General features: G+C 27.4%; 12 protein-coding genes. 9 read left to right on the forward strand and 3 right to left on the reverse strand.

Annotated elements, in window-relative coordinates; genetic code table 11:
* Positions 1-10: 10 nt before the first annotated feature.
* The 3 genes from recB to map all read right to left on the reverse strand — a co-directional run bounded on the left by recB (position 11) and on the right by map (position 5,748).
* On the reverse strand, positions 11-3,577 hold the full coding sequence (gene recB / locus BOBLI757_RS01355) for an exodeoxyribonuclease V subunit beta (protein ID WP_158332965.1): 3,567 nt from the start codon (positions 3,575-3,577) through the stop codon (positions 11-13).
* 145 nt (positions 3,578-3,722) lie between these two features.
* Entirely contained in the window at positions 3,723-4,547 is an 825-nt protein-coding gene (gene dapD, locus BOBLI757_RS01360; RefSeq protein ID WP_046304832.1) for a 2,3,4,5-tetrahydropyridine-2,6-dicarboxylate N-succinyltransferase, read from the reverse strand.
* Positions 4,548-4,953: 406 nt separating this feature from the next.
* A complete protein-coding gene (gene map / locus BOBLI757_RS01365) occupies positions 4,954-5,748 on the reverse strand; it encodes a type I methionyl aminopeptidase (RefSeq protein WP_046304834.1) in 795 nt (264 codons plus the stop codon).
* Positions 5,749-6,201: 453 nt separating this feature from the next.
* On the opposite strand from map, the gene rpsB reads away from it, so the two are divergent.
* The 9 genes from rpsB (at position 6,202) to bamA (ending at position 16,448) form a co-directional block, all read left to right on the forward strand.
* Entirely contained in the window at positions 6,202-6,927 is a 726-nt protein-coding gene (gene rpsB / locus BOBLI757_RS01370; RefSeq protein ID WP_046304835.1) for a 30S ribosomal protein S2, read from the forward strand.
* A gap of 149 nt (positions 6,928-7,076) precedes the next feature.
* Complete coding sequence (gene tsf / locus BOBLI757_RS01375; RefSeq protein ID WP_046304837.1) at positions 7,077-7,889, forward strand: translation elongation factor Ts; 813 nt, start codon at positions 7,077-7,079, stop codon at positions 7,887-7,889.
* A gap of 219 nt (positions 7,890-8,108) precedes the next feature.
* The gene (pyrH, locus tag BOBLI757_RS01380; RefSeq protein ID WP_046304838.1) at positions 8,109-8,837 is read left to right on the forward strand and encodes a UMP kinase; all 729 of its coding nucleotides are present in this window, start codon (positions 8,109-8,111) and stop codon (positions 8,835-8,837) included.
* Between the two features lie 77 nt (positions 8,838-8,914).
* Entirely contained in the window at positions 8,915-9,472 is a 558-nt protein-coding gene (frr, locus tag BOBLI757_RS01385; RefSeq protein WP_046304840.1) for a ribosome recycling factor, read from the forward strand.
* An 80-nt stretch (positions 9,473-9,552) separates the two neighbouring features.
* Entirely contained in the window at positions 9,553-10,755 is a 1,203-nt protein-coding gene (ispC, locus tag BOBLI757_RS01390) for a 1-deoxy-D-xylulose-5-phosphate reductoisomerase (RefSeq protein WP_046304842.1), read from the forward strand.
* 175 nt (positions 10,756-10,930) lie between these two features.
* Positions 10,931-11,680 carry a polyprenyl diphosphate synthase gene (gene uppS / locus BOBLI757_RS01395; RefSeq protein ID WP_046304844.1) on the forward strand — a complete coding sequence of 250 codons (750 nt, stop codon included), beginning with the start codon at positions 10,931-10,933 and terminating at the stop codon, positions 11,678-11,680.
* A 49-nt stretch (positions 11,681-11,729) separates the two neighbouring features.
* Positions 11,730-12,590: a phosphatidate cytidylyltransferase gene (locus BOBLI757_RS01400; RefSeq protein WP_046305419.1), complete on the forward strand. Its 861-nt coding sequence runs from the start codon at positions 11,730-11,732 to the stop codon at positions 12,588-12,590.
* A 24-nt stretch (positions 12,591-12,614) separates the two neighbouring features.
* Positions 12,615-13,976, forward strand: a complete 1,362-nt coding sequence (rseP, locus tag BOBLI757_RS01405) for a sigma E protease regulator RseP (protein ID WP_046304846.1) — start codon at positions 12,615-12,617, stop codon at positions 13,974-13,976.
* A gap of 42 nt (positions 13,977-14,018) precedes the next feature.
* Entirely contained in the window at positions 14,019-16,448 is a 2,430-nt protein-coding gene (bamA, locus tag BOBLI757_RS01410) for an outer membrane protein assembly factor BamA (protein ID WP_046305422.1), read from the forward strand.
* Positions 16,449-16,611 lie beyond the last annotated feature (163 nt).

Below are 16,611 nucleotides of genomic sequence, written 5' to 3' on the forward strand. Positions count from 1 at the left end.
AATTTATATTTCATTTTGTAAATAATACATTTAATTCGTGAATTAGTTCTTTTTTTGGCCGACAAAAATAAATCCCATGTTTTGATGGAATAGTGTTTATTCCTCGTATAAAAAGAAAAAAAATACCACCAAAATTTTTTTGATATGTGTAATTTGGTAATTTTTGGCATAAAAACTTATGTACAGCTAATGTGTAAAGTTGATATTGTAATTCATAACGATGTAATATTATTTCTTTTTTTATTCTTGTTGAAGAATAATACGTATTAGATTTTCCCAGCCAATTAGATTTATAATCTAATATATAGTAACGTTGTTTATGTCTGAAAACTAGATCTATAGATCCTTTTAACATTCCTTTGATGCATGGTAAAGTAAGAGCAGGGCAGCATTGAGACAGTGGATCATAAAATTTACATAATTCGTCTATATTTTGAGATGTTTTAATAATATTAATGGGAAAGATAAATTTCAATTCAGTGTGTTTGTCATTATTAGTTAAATGTTCAAGTGTTACTTGAGTTTTTTGTAGTGGTGTATGTAAAATACACTGAATCCATTGTGTAATAAATGTCAGCCATATATTATCAATATTATTTTTTTTCATTTGAGAACTCAACCATTGTTGGTTTAGATTTTTAGTAAAATGTACATTTGCAAGGAGTTTATGTAAAAAAATACCAGGCATATGGCCGCGAGGAAAATTATGTGAAGTCAATGTTATATTGTTTGTTTGTTTTGTATTATTTTTTTTTATTTCATTTGTTTGTAGAGTTATTTTCTCGTTTATTAGTTTATTAGTACTAATTTTTTTTAGATCTGTATAGCTAGTAATGTGTCGTATTTCGTTTTTTATATTTGTATTCCATTTTTTATTTTTTATTTTTGATATTATATATTTACTTTGTTGCTGTACGATAGTTAAATTTTTTGAAGATTCAATAGGACACAGTACAATATCGCCATTGCTGTTTTGTGTTAATAAATTTATTTTTTTTTGAAGTAAAGTTAGATCACCAGGTATTCCTTGCTGTATAAGATGTCCTATAGCACTTAAATGTAAATCATGAATATTATTATTTATTTGGTGTTTTCTATGAATGATAGTTCCAATACCTATATAACATTGATACATAGAGCGTGTTAAAGCTACGTATAATAGCCTCATATCTTCTGATAGTCGTTCCTCTTCTGCTAGTATTAGATTCTTTGGATTTTTATCTAAATCTAAATATTTTTTATATTTTTTTCTATCGTGAAATAATGCATGTTTTGTTATGTAAAATGTTGCAGCAAATGGTAAAAATACCAATGGAAATTCTAGTCCTTTAGATTTGTGTATTGTAATAATTTTTATTAAATTGTCATTATTTTCTAATCGTAATTGATGATGAATATTAATGTTTGATTCTTGAATTTGCGATGATAACCATTTTAGCAGTTGATATTTATTGCTAAATTTTGATGAAGAGGCTTGAAGTATTTCGCCTAAATGTAATAAATTTGTTAGTTGTTGAGTGTTGTTATCAATATTAAGAAAATTTTTTTTTATTTTATGATCTTTTATTATTTTATGTAACATTGATAATACACCATGATTTTCCCAAAATGTATGGTAAGTTATAAATTTTTCTATCATATTTGCTTGTAAATTTTTATTTTTGTTAATTTTGTCTATAATTTTTGCATTAAATCCTAATAAAGAATTTACTAGTATTGTATTTAATAAATTGTTTGTTTTTTTTATTAATATTATCGCATGCAACAAAGATAATAATTCTTTTGCTTCTAATGTATTAAAAACATTATCTTGATTAGAAAGATAAATTGTAGAAATTTTAAATTGCGATAGATAATAACGTATGATAGATGCTTCATTACGATCACGTACTATTATTGCTATATCAGATGTTTTTAATAATTGGCAGTATTTTTTATTTGCTAGCCAAGCATTGTTTTTTTGAGTATGATTGATTAGTTTAGTTAGAGTTACAGCGCATTGTTGAGCCATGATTTTTTTGTATTCATTGATTTTTATTGTCTTTACAGGATTTAACCATAGACACATTGCTGGTTGTATTTTTTTGTTAATGATCAATTTTAATTGATCATTATGTGCAGTTGATTGTATTGAGTGAAAGGGGATTTCTTTAAAGATAAAAGGTGATTTTTTAGATTTAAATAATTGATTAATAGCATTGTTTATATTTGTTGATGATCGCCAATTGATGTTTAATGTATAGTGTGATTTGATTTTTTTTTTGGCGCATATATAAGTGAAAATATCAGCACCACGAAAAGTGTAAATTGCTTGTTTTGGATCACCTATTAATATTAATCCATTTTTTGAATTATTATAGTTATTATGGTTATATATCATATTGAAGATATGATATTGTTGTGTATTGGTATCTTGAAATTCATCAATTAATGTTATTGGATATTGTTTTCGTATTAATTGAATTAATTTTTTATTTTTTTTGTCAAGCAACATGTTGTGGACTAAATTAATAAGATCATTAAATCCTATTTCTGTTCGTATTTTTTTTTCTTGATATGCTATTTTACGTATTTTTTTTATTACTTGAATTAAAATATACGATTTTAATGACGGTGGATATAAAAATATTTTTTCTATAGAGTTAAATAATTCATGTGTGATTATATTTTGGTTATCAGTTATGATTGTTTTTATTTTTGATGTTTTGAATATCTTTAGTTCTTTTGGTATTTTATAATTAATAGTTTTTTCGTTAGCCCATCGGTTTATTATTTTTAGCAAATTTGATATTTTTTTATTATCATAATCATTACAATGAGTTTTTAAATGTTTTGTTACTATGTTGATAATATTTTGCGATGTATGCCATTTTTTTTTTATTTTTTCAATCAAAGCAATAATATTTTTATGGTGTGTAAGAATATCTATATTTTTTTCGTAAAGATAATAATGAATGGTAGGTAGTTCTCCTTGTAGATAAGGGAGAACATTATTCATTAGTTGTTCAGGGTTGGTCCAGTATGAAGAGATAATACTTATTACTTCTATAGGTAATGGATAACAGTAACGTCGCCAAAAATCTTTACATATTTCATGGTACAGATTTATTTCATTTTCTAATAATGAGAATTTAAATAACGTTCCTGATTCAAGTGGATATTGAGTAATGATACGTTGACAAAAACTGTGGATTGTACAAATAGCTGCTTGATTTATCTCTTCTTCTGCTCTTGATAATAGTGATATAGCTAGATTTATATTTTGTATTTTAATTAATAGTTTGGATGACATAGAGCATGTACTGTAACCGCATAGACATGCGATTTTAAGTTGGTGAATTTTTCTTTTTATTTTATTACGGAGATTGTCAGCAGTGATTTTAGTGAAAGTTACTACTAGTATTTCTTTGACGCTTAATGGTTTGAATAAGGATGTGTCATGTTTTAATCCTAATATTAAACGAAGATATATTATTATCAGGGTATAGCTTTTTCCAGTGCCTGCTGAAGCTTCAATAAGATGAGAGCCATAAAGTGGTAATGTTAATGGATCAAGATTTTGTATATTAATATTCACAATTTATTTAGATAATGTTGTGTTTTTTTATTTTATAAAAATTAGTATATATTAAAGATAATATTATAAATAGACCGCAAGTGTTATATTACAACAATTGTCTGTGAATGTTTCTATTTATTTCAGTATTGTATTGTAAAAATAATTAATTAATATTACGTAATATTTCATTAATTTTTGTTTTATTAATAGTGTTTATATCTACTTTTTTGACTATTACAGCACAATAGAGACTATACAGTCCATTTTTCGACGGTAAATTTCCAGGAACTACAACGGATCTTGCAGGTATTTTACCATAAAAAATGGCGCCTGTTTCTCTATCATATATTTTTGTGCTTTTCCCAATAAATACTCCCATAGAAATCACAGAACCTTCTTCTACAATAACTCCTTCTACGATCTCGGAACGAGCTCCTATAAAACAATCATTTTCAATAATAGTAGGGTTATTTTGTAATGGTTCTAATACTCCTCCAATACCTACTCCACCAGATAAGTGAACATTTTTTCCTATTTGAGCACATGAACCAACCGTTGCCCAAGTATCAATCATGGCGCCTTGATCAATATATGCTCCTATATTTACATATGAGGGCATTAGTATTGTATTTTTTGCTACATAAGCTCCATAACGTACATGTGTGGGTGGTACTACACGAATTTTTTCTTCTTGAAATTTTATATTATTCCAATTATTAAACTTATTAGGAATTTTATCAAAAAATTGTCCATCACCCCATTTTATTAGTTTATTTTTGAAAACGTAAAAGGAAAGAAGTATTGCTTTTTTTATCCATTCATGAGTAATCCAATTTTTATTTATTTTATTTGCAACTCGTAAAGTGCCATTATTAAGTTTATTGATAGTTGTTTTGATTGCATCATAAATTTCGGGACTGACTTTATTATGTAAAATTATCATTCGTTGTTCAAAGGCATCTTCGATTATTTTTTGTATGTTTTTCATATTTTACATGATTCCAATTATTTATAAGGTAAATGTACTATTTTTATTTATCCTGGATTTTACACGGTGATTGCGTTGAGCAATTATAAGATTTATAAGATAATTAAAAAATTTATTACAAATAGTTGTTACTTTTTTGTAAGGTAAGTATTTAAAATATATAAGTGATATTCGTTTAGAATATTTTTAATATTTTGCGAAATTTTAATGACTTTACAAAAAGTCATTATATTGTTCATAACAGCATGCTTATATTAGGTAAAGTTTAATTCAATAATTTTATTGAAATTTTATTTTAGTAAAGTTAATTTAATAATACTATTCGAATATATTTTTATGATTATTATATTGATAATATTAGTTGTTTGCACTGTTAATTATTTTTTGATCAATTAAATTTAATAGTTTATATTTTGTGTGTAATTATTTTGGGCAAGTGTTCATCTGAACGTATAGTTAAAATTTCGCATCCATCTGATGTAACTACAATGGTGTGTTCATATTGTGCAGATAAACTGTTGTCTTTGGTTTTAACTGTCCAACCATCATCCATAGTTTGTGTGTAAAAATTTCCAGCATTAACCATAGGTTCAATGGTTATTGTCATGCCTTGTTGTAAAATTATACTGTCGTCATGATTATCATAATGTAATACTTGTGGTTCTTCATGAAAATTTTTTCCAATTCCATGCCCACAATATTCTCTTACTACTGAAAATTTTTCTTTTTCAATAATTTGTTGAATTGTTTTTCCTATTTCACGTAATCTTATCCCTGGTTTAATTATAAAAATTGCTGCATACAGACTTTTTTCAGTTATTTTACATAATTTTTTTCCAATTACTGTTGGTTTACCTACTATAAACATTTTGGATGTATCTCCGTGCCATCCATCTTTAAGAATTGTAACATCTATATTTAGAATGTCACCTTCTTGTAATTTTTTATTATAGTTTGGGATTCCGTGACATACTTCTTCATTTACTGAAATACAAACAGATTTTGGAAAACCTTTATATCCGAGTGATGCTGCTATTGCTTTTTGTTTGTTGGTGATGTATTTGTGACATATTTCATCTAGCATTCCAGTACTAATACCTGGGTAAATATATGGTTTAATCATTTCTAATACTTCTGCTGCTAATTGTCCAACAAAGCGCATTTTTTTGATTTCATTAGGTTTTTTAATAGGGATGTTCATAAATTATCCATGATTGATATGAAAATGATTTTATTGTATTTATCTTTTCACATTAATTGCGTATCTTCAAGATTAAGTAATATTTTTATTGCTTTATAGATTAATTATAGGATATAAAAGGTTTATTTAATAGGAATATTATTCACATTGTAATTAGTATTTTGTCACATTTTTATCATAAATATAAATGTTTTGCTATTTTTTGATTTTATATGTAATTATAATTAGTTGTGGTTAATTAGTAAGTACTTATAGATTAGGTGACTCAATATTCATAAAATAGCATATTTATGAAGTAGTGCGCTTGAAGTTACTATATCCAAGGTAATGTCTTGTTGTATAATTATTGTTATTCGCATGTGGATATTTTGTAGTTAATTGTAATTATATGAGTAACATGTAAAACGAAAATTATAGTTATTTAATTTATATTTTATAAGGGGTTTTGTATATATGATAGATATTTCTATGCATGATTTGTTGAAAGCAGGTATTCATTTTGGTCATCAAACTCGTTATTGGCATCCTAAAATGAAGCCTTTTATTTTTGGTGTACGTAATAAAATACATATTATTAATTTAGAAAAAACGATTTTTATGTTTCAACATGCTTTAAATGAATTACATAAAATTGCTGTTTTGAAAGGTAAAATTTTATTTGTTGGCACTAAGAAGGCTGCTAGTATGGCTGTAAAAGAGGCGGCTATTAATTGTGATCAATTTTTTGTTAATCACCGTTGGTTAGGTGGAATGTTAACAAATTGGAAAACTGTTAGGCAGTCTATAAAAAGATTGAAAGAATTAAAAACTAAATCTCAAGATGGTACTTTTGAAAAATTAACAAAAAAAGAAGTATTAATTCTTAATCGAGAACTTGAAAAATTAGAAAATAGTTTAGGAGGTATTAAGGATATGGGTGGTTTACCAGACGCAATGTTTGCTATTGGTGCTGCCCATGAACGTATTGCTATTAAAGAAGCTAACAACTTGGGTATTCCGGTTTTTGCGGTTGTAGATACTAATTCTAGTCCAGATGGGGTAAATTTTGTTATTCCAGGTAATGATGATGCCATTCGTGCTATTAGTTTATATTTAAATATTGTGACTAATGTTATATGTATGGCCCGTTCGCAAATGACTACTAAGCACGTTAAAAGTGTTCTCAAAGAGATTAATTAATGATTATATAGATTAAAATCTGAATCTAAGATTTGGTTTTGTTATATTATTAAGTTTTAATATAAGTTTTACTTAGCATCAAATATTTAAAATAGTTAATAAGTATAATATTTAACTATCATTAATAACTAGACAGTTAGGATGTGATAATGATAAAAATTACTGTTGATATGGTAAAGAAATTGCGTCAACTTACCGGTATTGGTGTAGTGGAATGTAAAAATGCGTTAATAGCAACAAAAGGGAATATTGATAGTGCTATTAATAATATACGTAGATTAGGTTTAATAAAAAATGTTCAGAGAATGTCAAATTTAGCGATAGAAGGGATTATACTTGTAAAGGTTGTTAGAAATAACTATGGTGTTATGCTTGAATTAAATTGTGAAACTGACTTTGTTTCTAAAAATAGCATTTTTAAAGATTTTGGGAATAATGTTCTCGATACTGCAATTGTTGAATGTATTGTTGATTTAAATTTGTTGCGACTTAGGTTTGAAAAAGAATGTAATGTATTAATGAATAAATTTGATGAAAATATTAAAATTAATCGGTTTATTGTATTACGAGGTGATAAATTAGGTTGTTATATACATAATATGCGTATTGGTGTAATAGTTGATGGTTCGTTTATAACTGATGAATTATTAAAGTTTATTGCCATGCATATTGTTGCTAGCAATCCTAAATATATTAACGAAAATAATATACCTAAAGAGGTGATTCATCATGAATATGAAGTACAAATGGATATTGCTATGAAATCAGATAAAGCACCTGAGATTCATGAGAAAATAGTTAGTGGACGTATGGAGCAGTTTATTAATTCCGTTTCTTTATTGAATCAGCCATTTATAATGAATGAAAAACAAAATATTCGGCAATTATTAGATATGCATGGTGCAAAAATTAATAATTTTATTAGGTTAGAGGTTGGTGAAAATATCAAAAAAGATCATTAAAAGCCTGTATTTAATTAAATATAAATTTTGTAAAAAAAATTTGTTATGTCACTTTTTGGGTAAAAAAAAGTATTTAATATTTTATTGAGATTGTTTTTAAATATTAATTTTTGATAAAACAGATTTATTTTTAATATTTAATCAGATAATTATGCTTTGATAAGTCTTATTTACTTACGTGTGTTTAAATAATTTTTAATTTTCAAGGAAATAAGAGATATGGCCATATGTGCAAAACCTGTCTATCGGCGTATTCTACTTAAATTAAGTGGTGAGGTTTTGCAAGGTACTGATAGTTTTGGTATAGATGATAATATATTAGTTCGCATAGCTCAAGAAGTAGAAGAATTAGTGAAATTAAATATTCAGATAGGTATAGTAATAGGCGGTGGTAATTTATTTCGTGGGGCTGAATTGATAAAGGCGGCGGGTATTAGTCGTGTAGTTGCTGATCATATGGGGATGTTAGCTACTATAATAAATGGATTAGCTATTTGTAGTGTGTTACATAGTTTTTGTATTAAAGCTGATGTAATGTCAGCCATTTCTCTTTATGGTGTGTGTGATAGTTATAATTGGGTAAAGGCTATGCATTTGTTGCACAACCATCATGTAGTAATTTTTGTTGCTGGTACAGGCAATCCTTTTTTTACTACTGATTCCGCGGCGTGTTTGAGAGGAATTGAAATTAAGGCTGATGTAGTGTTAAAAGCTACTAAAGTTAATGGTGTATTCTCTACTGATCCAGTAAAACATCCTAATGCAATATTTTATGATCAACTGAGTTATCAAGATGTGTTAGAGAGAGAATTAAAAGTTATGGATTTAGCGGCTTTTACATTAGCTAGAGATCATGATTTACCTATACGTATTTTTAATATGAATAAGCCAAAGGCTCTCTGGAGGATAGTTATGGGGCATAAAGAGGGAACATTAATTACTAAATAGATAAAACATGATGAATATTTTATTTATATTGTAATGATTTTATTTTTTATTGAGATTAATATTATAGGAAATGGGTTATGATGAATGATATTAAAATAGATGCTGAAATGCGTATGAAAAAATGTGTTGAAGCTTTTGAAGATTATATAAATAAAATTCGTACTGGACGCGCTTCTCCTAATGTATTAAATGATATTCAAGTGAAATATTATGGGGTTTTGAGTCCTTTGCGTCAGTTGGCTAATATTATTGTTGAAGATTCATGTACGTTAATTATCAACGCATTTGATCATAAAGTCATTCCTATGATAATGAAAGCTATTATAAATTCTGATTTAGGTTTTAATCCTTTATCAGATGGTGCTATTATACGTATTACATTGCCGCCTTTGACTGAAGAACGTCGTCGATATTTAATTAAGGTTGTGCGAGTAGAAGCTGAAAAGGGTAAAATATCTTTGCGTAATATACGTCGCCTTTCAAATGATAAAATTAAATTTTTATTGAAAAATAAGATAATTAGTTTAGATGAAGAACATGTTTTGCAAGGAGAAATTCAAAAATTGACAGATTTGTGGGTGAAGAAAATGGATATTATTTTAGAAAAAAAAGAGTTAGAATTGATGAATGTTTAATTTTTTTCATTTCACGAATTTAAGATATCCTTTAGTTTTATTCATTATAGCGGATTATAATATAACTTTTATATAATTTTATGAAAAATATAATTATTTTAGGTAGTACTGGTTCTGTTGGATGTAATACTTTAAGCGTAGTAGAACAAAATTTTGATAAATTTAATGTTTATGCTTTGGTGGCTAAAAACAATGTTGATTTAATGATAAGGCAATGTTTAATTTTTCATCCTAAGTATGTGTATATGGCAAATAAAGCAGCAGCTATAAAATTAAAACATGATTTATCTTTTAAAAAGGATTGTACTAGGATTGAGGTATTATCTAGTTCGGATGATATTTGTAAATTAGTTGCTTGTGAAGAGGTGGATATAGTAATGTCGGCAATTGTTGGTATTGATGGTTTATTGCCTACTTTTTCTGCGGTACAAGCTGGAAAACAGGTATTGTTAGCTAATAAAGAATCCTTGGTTACTTGTGGACAATTATTAATGGAAGAGTTAAGAAAAAATAATGCTTGTTTACTTCCGGTAGATAGCGAGCATAATGCCATTTTTCAAAATTTACCTGTATCCTTTCAGCGGTCTTTAGGACGTGCATCTCTTGATGAATATAATATATCACGTATTATTTTAACTGCTTCTGGAGGACCATTTTTTTACATGCCTGTAACTCAATTATCAGAAATTACGCCAAAACAGGCTTGTAATCATCCCAATTGGTCTATGGGGAAAAAGATTTCTGTTGATTCTGCTACCATGATGAATAAAGGATTTGAGTATATTGCTGCACGATGGTTATTTAATGCGTCCGCTAAACAAATAGAAATTTGTTTGCATCCGCAGTCAATTGTACATTCAATGGTAAATTATATTGATGGTAGTACGTTAGCACAGTTGTCTGTACCAGATATGCGAATATCTATTGCATACGCCATGGCATATCCAGAAAGAATAACTTCCGGTGCAACTATGTTAGATTTTGTACGTTTAAAAACGTTAAATTTTTATCCAGTGGATAAAAATCGTTATCCATGTTTACAGTTAGCTATTACAGCAGGTAATTGTAGTCAGTCTTCAAGCATTATTTTAAATGCTGCTAATGAAGTTGCCGTAGAAGCATTTTTGTGTAAAAAAATTAGATTTACTAAAATTGCAAATGTTGTAGAACAAGTTTTGGATTCTTTAACAACTCAAGAACCTAGTAGTATTGAAGAAATTTTATGGATTGACCAAGAAGCCAAAAAAAGAGCAATTTTTAGTGTTGATTATTTTAGTAATTAGTGTAATTAGTTAATGGTTATTAATTATAATTATTTAACTATCATTAAAAATTGTATTTTATTTTTTTGGAGTATCAGTTATTCATTAAATATAAATTAAATACTCAAATTTAGAATGTCACATATTTATTTTTTTGGACACATTAGGATGTTATTGATTAAGGAAAAATGTAGGTATGATTTTTCTTCACAATCAAAGCAACTGTAAGCAATTAGTATCTTCTTCGCCACGTCATGTAGCAATTATAATGGATGGTAATGGTCGTTGGGCAAAAATTAGAGGCAAATTACATATTTTTGGCCACCGAGCGGGAGTGAAAGCAGTACGTAGAGCTGTTAATTTTGCTATTGCACATCATTTTGACGTATTAACATTATACGCTTTTAGTAGTGAAAATTGGAGTCGTTCTAGTCAGGAAGTTTCTGCTCTTATGAAATTGTTTTCACGTGTTTTAAATAATGAAATTAAATATTTACGTAAATATAATGTTCGTTTGTGTATTATTGGTGATATAAATCGTTTTAGTATACAATTACAAAACAGTATCCGTCGTTCTGAAAAGTTAACTCGTAACAACAATGGTTTAATATTAAATATTGCTGCAAATTATGGTGGTCGTTGGGATATTGTTCAAGGAGTTAAACAACTTGCAATGCAGATACGATCAGGTGTTTTAAATCCTGATCAAATAGATGAAAAAATATTATGCAGATATATTAGTATGAGTGAATTAGCCCCAGTTGATTTAGTAATTAGAACTGGAGGAGAGCATCGGATTAGTAATTTTTTACTTTGGCAAATAGCTTATGCCGAATTGTTTTTTACTGATGTATTATGGCCAGATTTTAATGATGCAGTTTTTGAAGGTGCGTTAGATGCTTTTGCACATCGAGAACGACGTTTTGGTGGGAGATTACAGGTGTAATGCTTAAAAATATAACACAAAAAAAAGATATTAATTGTTCATTAAAATGATGTCTTTAAAATATCGGTTAATTACATCTTTTATTTTAATTTTTATTGTTATAGGTATTTTATTTTTTTCGTCTATAGTAGTTTTTGAATTTGTTAGTTTTGCAGTATGTAGTTTATGTTTTTGGGAATGGGGTTTATTGGCAGGTTTAAAATTTATTCGTCAAAAAATATATTGGATGATCGTATGTGAATTATTGCTATTGTATGTAATGTTATTGTTTTTATTTCATCGATGTTTTGTTGTTTTGTTGTTATTTAAGTATATTATTTGGATTTTTTTGATTTGGTGGATTATAGTGTTGTTTCTTATTTTTTTTTATTCTACGAGTGTTATTTTTTTACGTAATTCTAGCATTATGCGATTATTATTTGGTATATTAACCGTTATGCCATTTTTTATAAGTACGTTGATATTACGTCAATATAATTATGATATTGATCCTTATATTGGTTCTTGGTGGTTATTATATTTTATGGTATTGATATGGAGTGTTGATTCTGGAGCATATATTTTTGGTAGTGTATTTGGTTGTCATAAATTAGCACCTAAAATATCATTTAATAAAACTTGGGAGGGTGTATTTGGAGGACTATTAACTTGTATAATTTTTGGTGTTATATTTTATAATTATACTCCAATAAATATATCGCCGTGTATTTTACTTATTTGTTCTACTATAACTGTAATATTTTCTATATTGGGTGATTTGTTTGAAAGCATGTTAAAACGTACAGCAAATGTTAAAGATAGTGGTAATATAATTCCTGGTCATGGAGGGGTTTTAGATAGAATGGATAGTTTAACTGCAGCGCTACCTGTGTTTGTTTATTTAATTCTATATTTTTTTAATGTTATTTAATTGTTAGGATTCATAATTATTAATATGTTAGATTTTTTTTGGAATGTTGCAGCATTTATTATTGCTCTTGGAACATTAATTATGGTCCATGAATTTGGACATTTTATTACGGCTCGTTATTATGGTGTAATGGTGGAGCGTTTTTCTATTGGTTTTGGAAAAATTTTATGGAGATATTATGATAAAAAAAATACTGAATATGTTATATCAGTAATTCCTCTTGGTGGTTATGTTAAAATGTTAGACGAACAAATTAATACAACAAAATCACAGCATGATTATAGTGCTTTTAATCAAAAAAAAATTTGGCAACGTGCTTTAATAGTTTTTGCTGGACCGCTTTTTAATTTACTTTTTTCTGTTGTGTTGTATTGGATAGTGTTTGTAGTGGGATTTTCAAGTTATCGACCTATTATTAAAGATATTATACCTAATTCTGTTGCAGATCAGATGGGTATGTCACCAGGTACGGAAATTAAATTTATTGATGATGTTGTAACGTCAGATTGGTATAAGGTTAAATCACAACTTATTGATAAAATAGGTCAAAAAGAAGTTAGTATTGGTACATCGTTTCTTGGTTCTTCTAGTATTAAGAAATATGTTATTGATTTACGTAATAGGGGTGATGATTTTGACCGGGAAGATCCTATTTTGAGTTTAGGCATTCTTGCTAGTGCACCACAAATTGAGTCTATTTTAACAAAAATTTATCCTGGCTCAGTAGCTATGAAAATGGGTTTACAAGTTGGCGACAAAGTTGTAGCAATTGATAATCAATTAGTAGATAATAATTGGCAAATATTTGCGACTAAAGTTAAAAATAGTCCTGGAAAAATGCTGAAAATTTCAATTGAAAGAGCAGGTTCTTTACTAGATATTAATTTAACACCTGATAAAAATATATTGATTGATGGTACGATAGAAGGATGTATTGGTGTTGTACCTAAAATTATTCCTTCATCAATGCATTACAATAACATAAATAGATTAGGATTATTGGATGCTTTTAATCAAGCTATATTAAAAAGTTGGCAAATGATTGATGTTACGGTTAATATGTTGGGTAAGTTAATAGTTGGGGATGTTGGATTAAGTGGTTTAAGTGGACCTATATCAATAGCACAAGGAGCAGGGCTTGCAGCAGAATATGGATGGAATTATTATTTTATGTTTTTAGCTATGATAAGTATTAATTTAGGTATCATTAATTTGCTACCTTTACCGGTATTAGATGGTGGTCATTTACTTTTTTTAATTATAGAAAAATTTAATGGTCAAGCAATTTCTTTACATGTACAAGATTTTAGTTATCGTGTAGGTTTTATTTTATTAGTGTTATTAATGTGTTTAGCGATTTTTAATGATTTATCTAGATTTTGTTAGTTGCATATCATGTTAATTAAATTAGAAATGATTATTAATATGATAACGGTGAGGCAATTATTCATAATTATATTAATTTTTGGTTATAATAATATATTACATGCTCAACAGTTTGTAGTAGAGAATATTGTTTTTGAAGGATTGCAACGTATTGATATAAAAACAGCTTTATCTAATATTCCTGTTTGCATAGGTGACATACTGGATAGTGATGATTTTAGTAAAATTATTAAATCTTTATTTGCTACAGGTAAATTTGAAAATATTCAAGTATTAAATATTGATAATTCAATTTTGGTTAAAGTTATTGAACGTCCTGTGATTGCTAACATTACTTTTCATGGTAATGAAATAATACAGGAGGATGTTTTGAAAGATATTCTAGAGTTACAAAATATACGAATTGGTAGTATGTTGAATTCTTTTGCTGTAATAAAAGCAGAAAAAGATTTGAATGATTTTTATTATAGTATTGGTAAATTTCAAGCAATAATCAGAATTATCGTTACGTCCCTTGTTAGGAATCGTGTTAATTTAAAAGTTGTTTGTAATGAAGGTAAATCGTCTAAAATAAAACAGATTAATATTAATGGTAATTATGATTTTAATAATCATCAGTTATTATCTAATTTTCAGTTTTATAATGCACATTGGTGGTGGAGTTTTATTAAGCATGATGAATATCAAAATCAAAAGTTGTTTAATGATTTATATTTTTTACGTAATTTTTATTTAAGTAAGGGTTACGCTAGATTTAATATTTGTTCTACTCAAATTAATTTAACACCTAGTAAGGATGATGTGTATGTTACTTTATATGTTAATGAAGGGGTTAAATATGTATTTTCAGACATTGTGATCAAATGTCACGCATTGTCATTTTTTCCTCAAATTAATAAATTAGTTAATATTAATAAGGGTGAATTGTATAATAACTTAAGAATTGAAAGGATAAAGAATGATATTAAATGTTTATTAGGTAATAACGGTTATATATATCCTAATATATCAATCAATGAAAAGATTGATGATTTTAATAAAGAAGTGGAATTAGAAATTTTGATAGACATAGGTAATAAGTTTTATGTTCGTAAAATAATTTTTGAGGGAAATTATCTTACACAGGATAAAGTGTTGCGTCAGGAGATGAAACAAATAGAAGGAACATGTTATAATAATAATTTTGTGGAACAAGGTAAAGAACGCTTAGAACGTCTTGGATATTTTGATGTAGTTGAAATACAAGTAGAACGTATATCCGATATATCAGATCAAGTAGATGTAATTTACAGAGTAAAAGAACGTAATACTGGTAGCATGAATGTTAATTTAGGCATGGGTACTGAAAGTGGTATTAATTTTCAGTTCGGGATACAAGAAGAAAATTGGTTAGGTACAGGTAATATTTTTAGTTTTAATGGTGTTAAAAATAATTATCAAATTTATACAGAATTTTCGATGTTTAATCCTTATTTTACTATAGGCGGTGTAAGTTTAGGTGGAAAATTATTTTATAATGATTTTAATGCAAATCATACTGAATTAGCAGACTATGATTTGAAAAGTTATGGTGTAGATATAAACATTGGTTTTCCTATCAGAGAATATCATTCGTTGAATTTAGGCATAGATTATGTATATAATAATTTAAGTAGTATGAAACCTCAGGTAGTAATATGGCGTTATTTAAAAACAAACGATATGATGCCAAAAATTATGTTTAATACACAATTTGATACTAATTTAAATTTTAGTGTTAGGGATGTTTTTTTAGTTCTTGGTTGGCATTATAACAGATTAAATCGTGGTTATTTTCCTACATGTGGGGTATGCGCTCGTTTTTCTAGTAAAATTACGACTCCAGGTTCTGATAATGAATATTTAAAAATTATTTATGATTCTGACTGTTATGTGCCTTTAAATAGTGATGCTACTTGGGTTCTTATGCACCGTATACGTATCGGGCATTCTATTGGAATGCATAATAAAGATACGCCTTTTTATGATAATTTTTATGCAGGAGGTGTCAATAGTATCCGTGGATTCAGATCTAATACTGTTGGTCCCAAAGCAGCATACTATAAATTTAATGGTAATGATAGTAATTATGATGAATGTACGATAGAAAATTCTAGTGATGCTATAGGTGGTAATGCAATAGCTGTTATTAAAGGTGAATTGATAGTGCCTATGCCTTTTTCGCATTTAAAAAATATTGGCAAGATAGTACGCACTTCTTTGTTTTTAGATATAGGTAGTGTTTGGGATACTGTTTGGAGAGATACAGTTAATACTCGTGCTGCTGGTATTTTGAATTATAGTAGTTCAAGAAATGTTAGAATATCTAGTGGTATTGCTATACAGTGGTTATCTCCTTTTGGACCGGTTATTTTATCTTATGCACAGTTGCATAAGAAATATGCAGGAGATCAGTTAGAACAATTTCAATTTAATATTGGTAAAACATGGTAATTTTTATGTATTAAGATATTTTTTTAATGTTGATATCATATTGTATGTGATTAATTTTGTGATCAAAACAAAATAAATAATCACACTGTGTTTATTAAGGTGTTTTGTTTTATATCTTAGGTATTAAGTACATTAATTTTATATTTACGTTCTTTATAATATA

The organism is Blochmannia endosymbiont of Camponotus (Colobopsis) obliquus, assembly GCF_000973545.1.
Classification (GTDB): Bacteria; Pseudomonadota; Gammaproteobacteria; order Enterobacterales; family Enterobacteriaceae; genus Blochmanniella.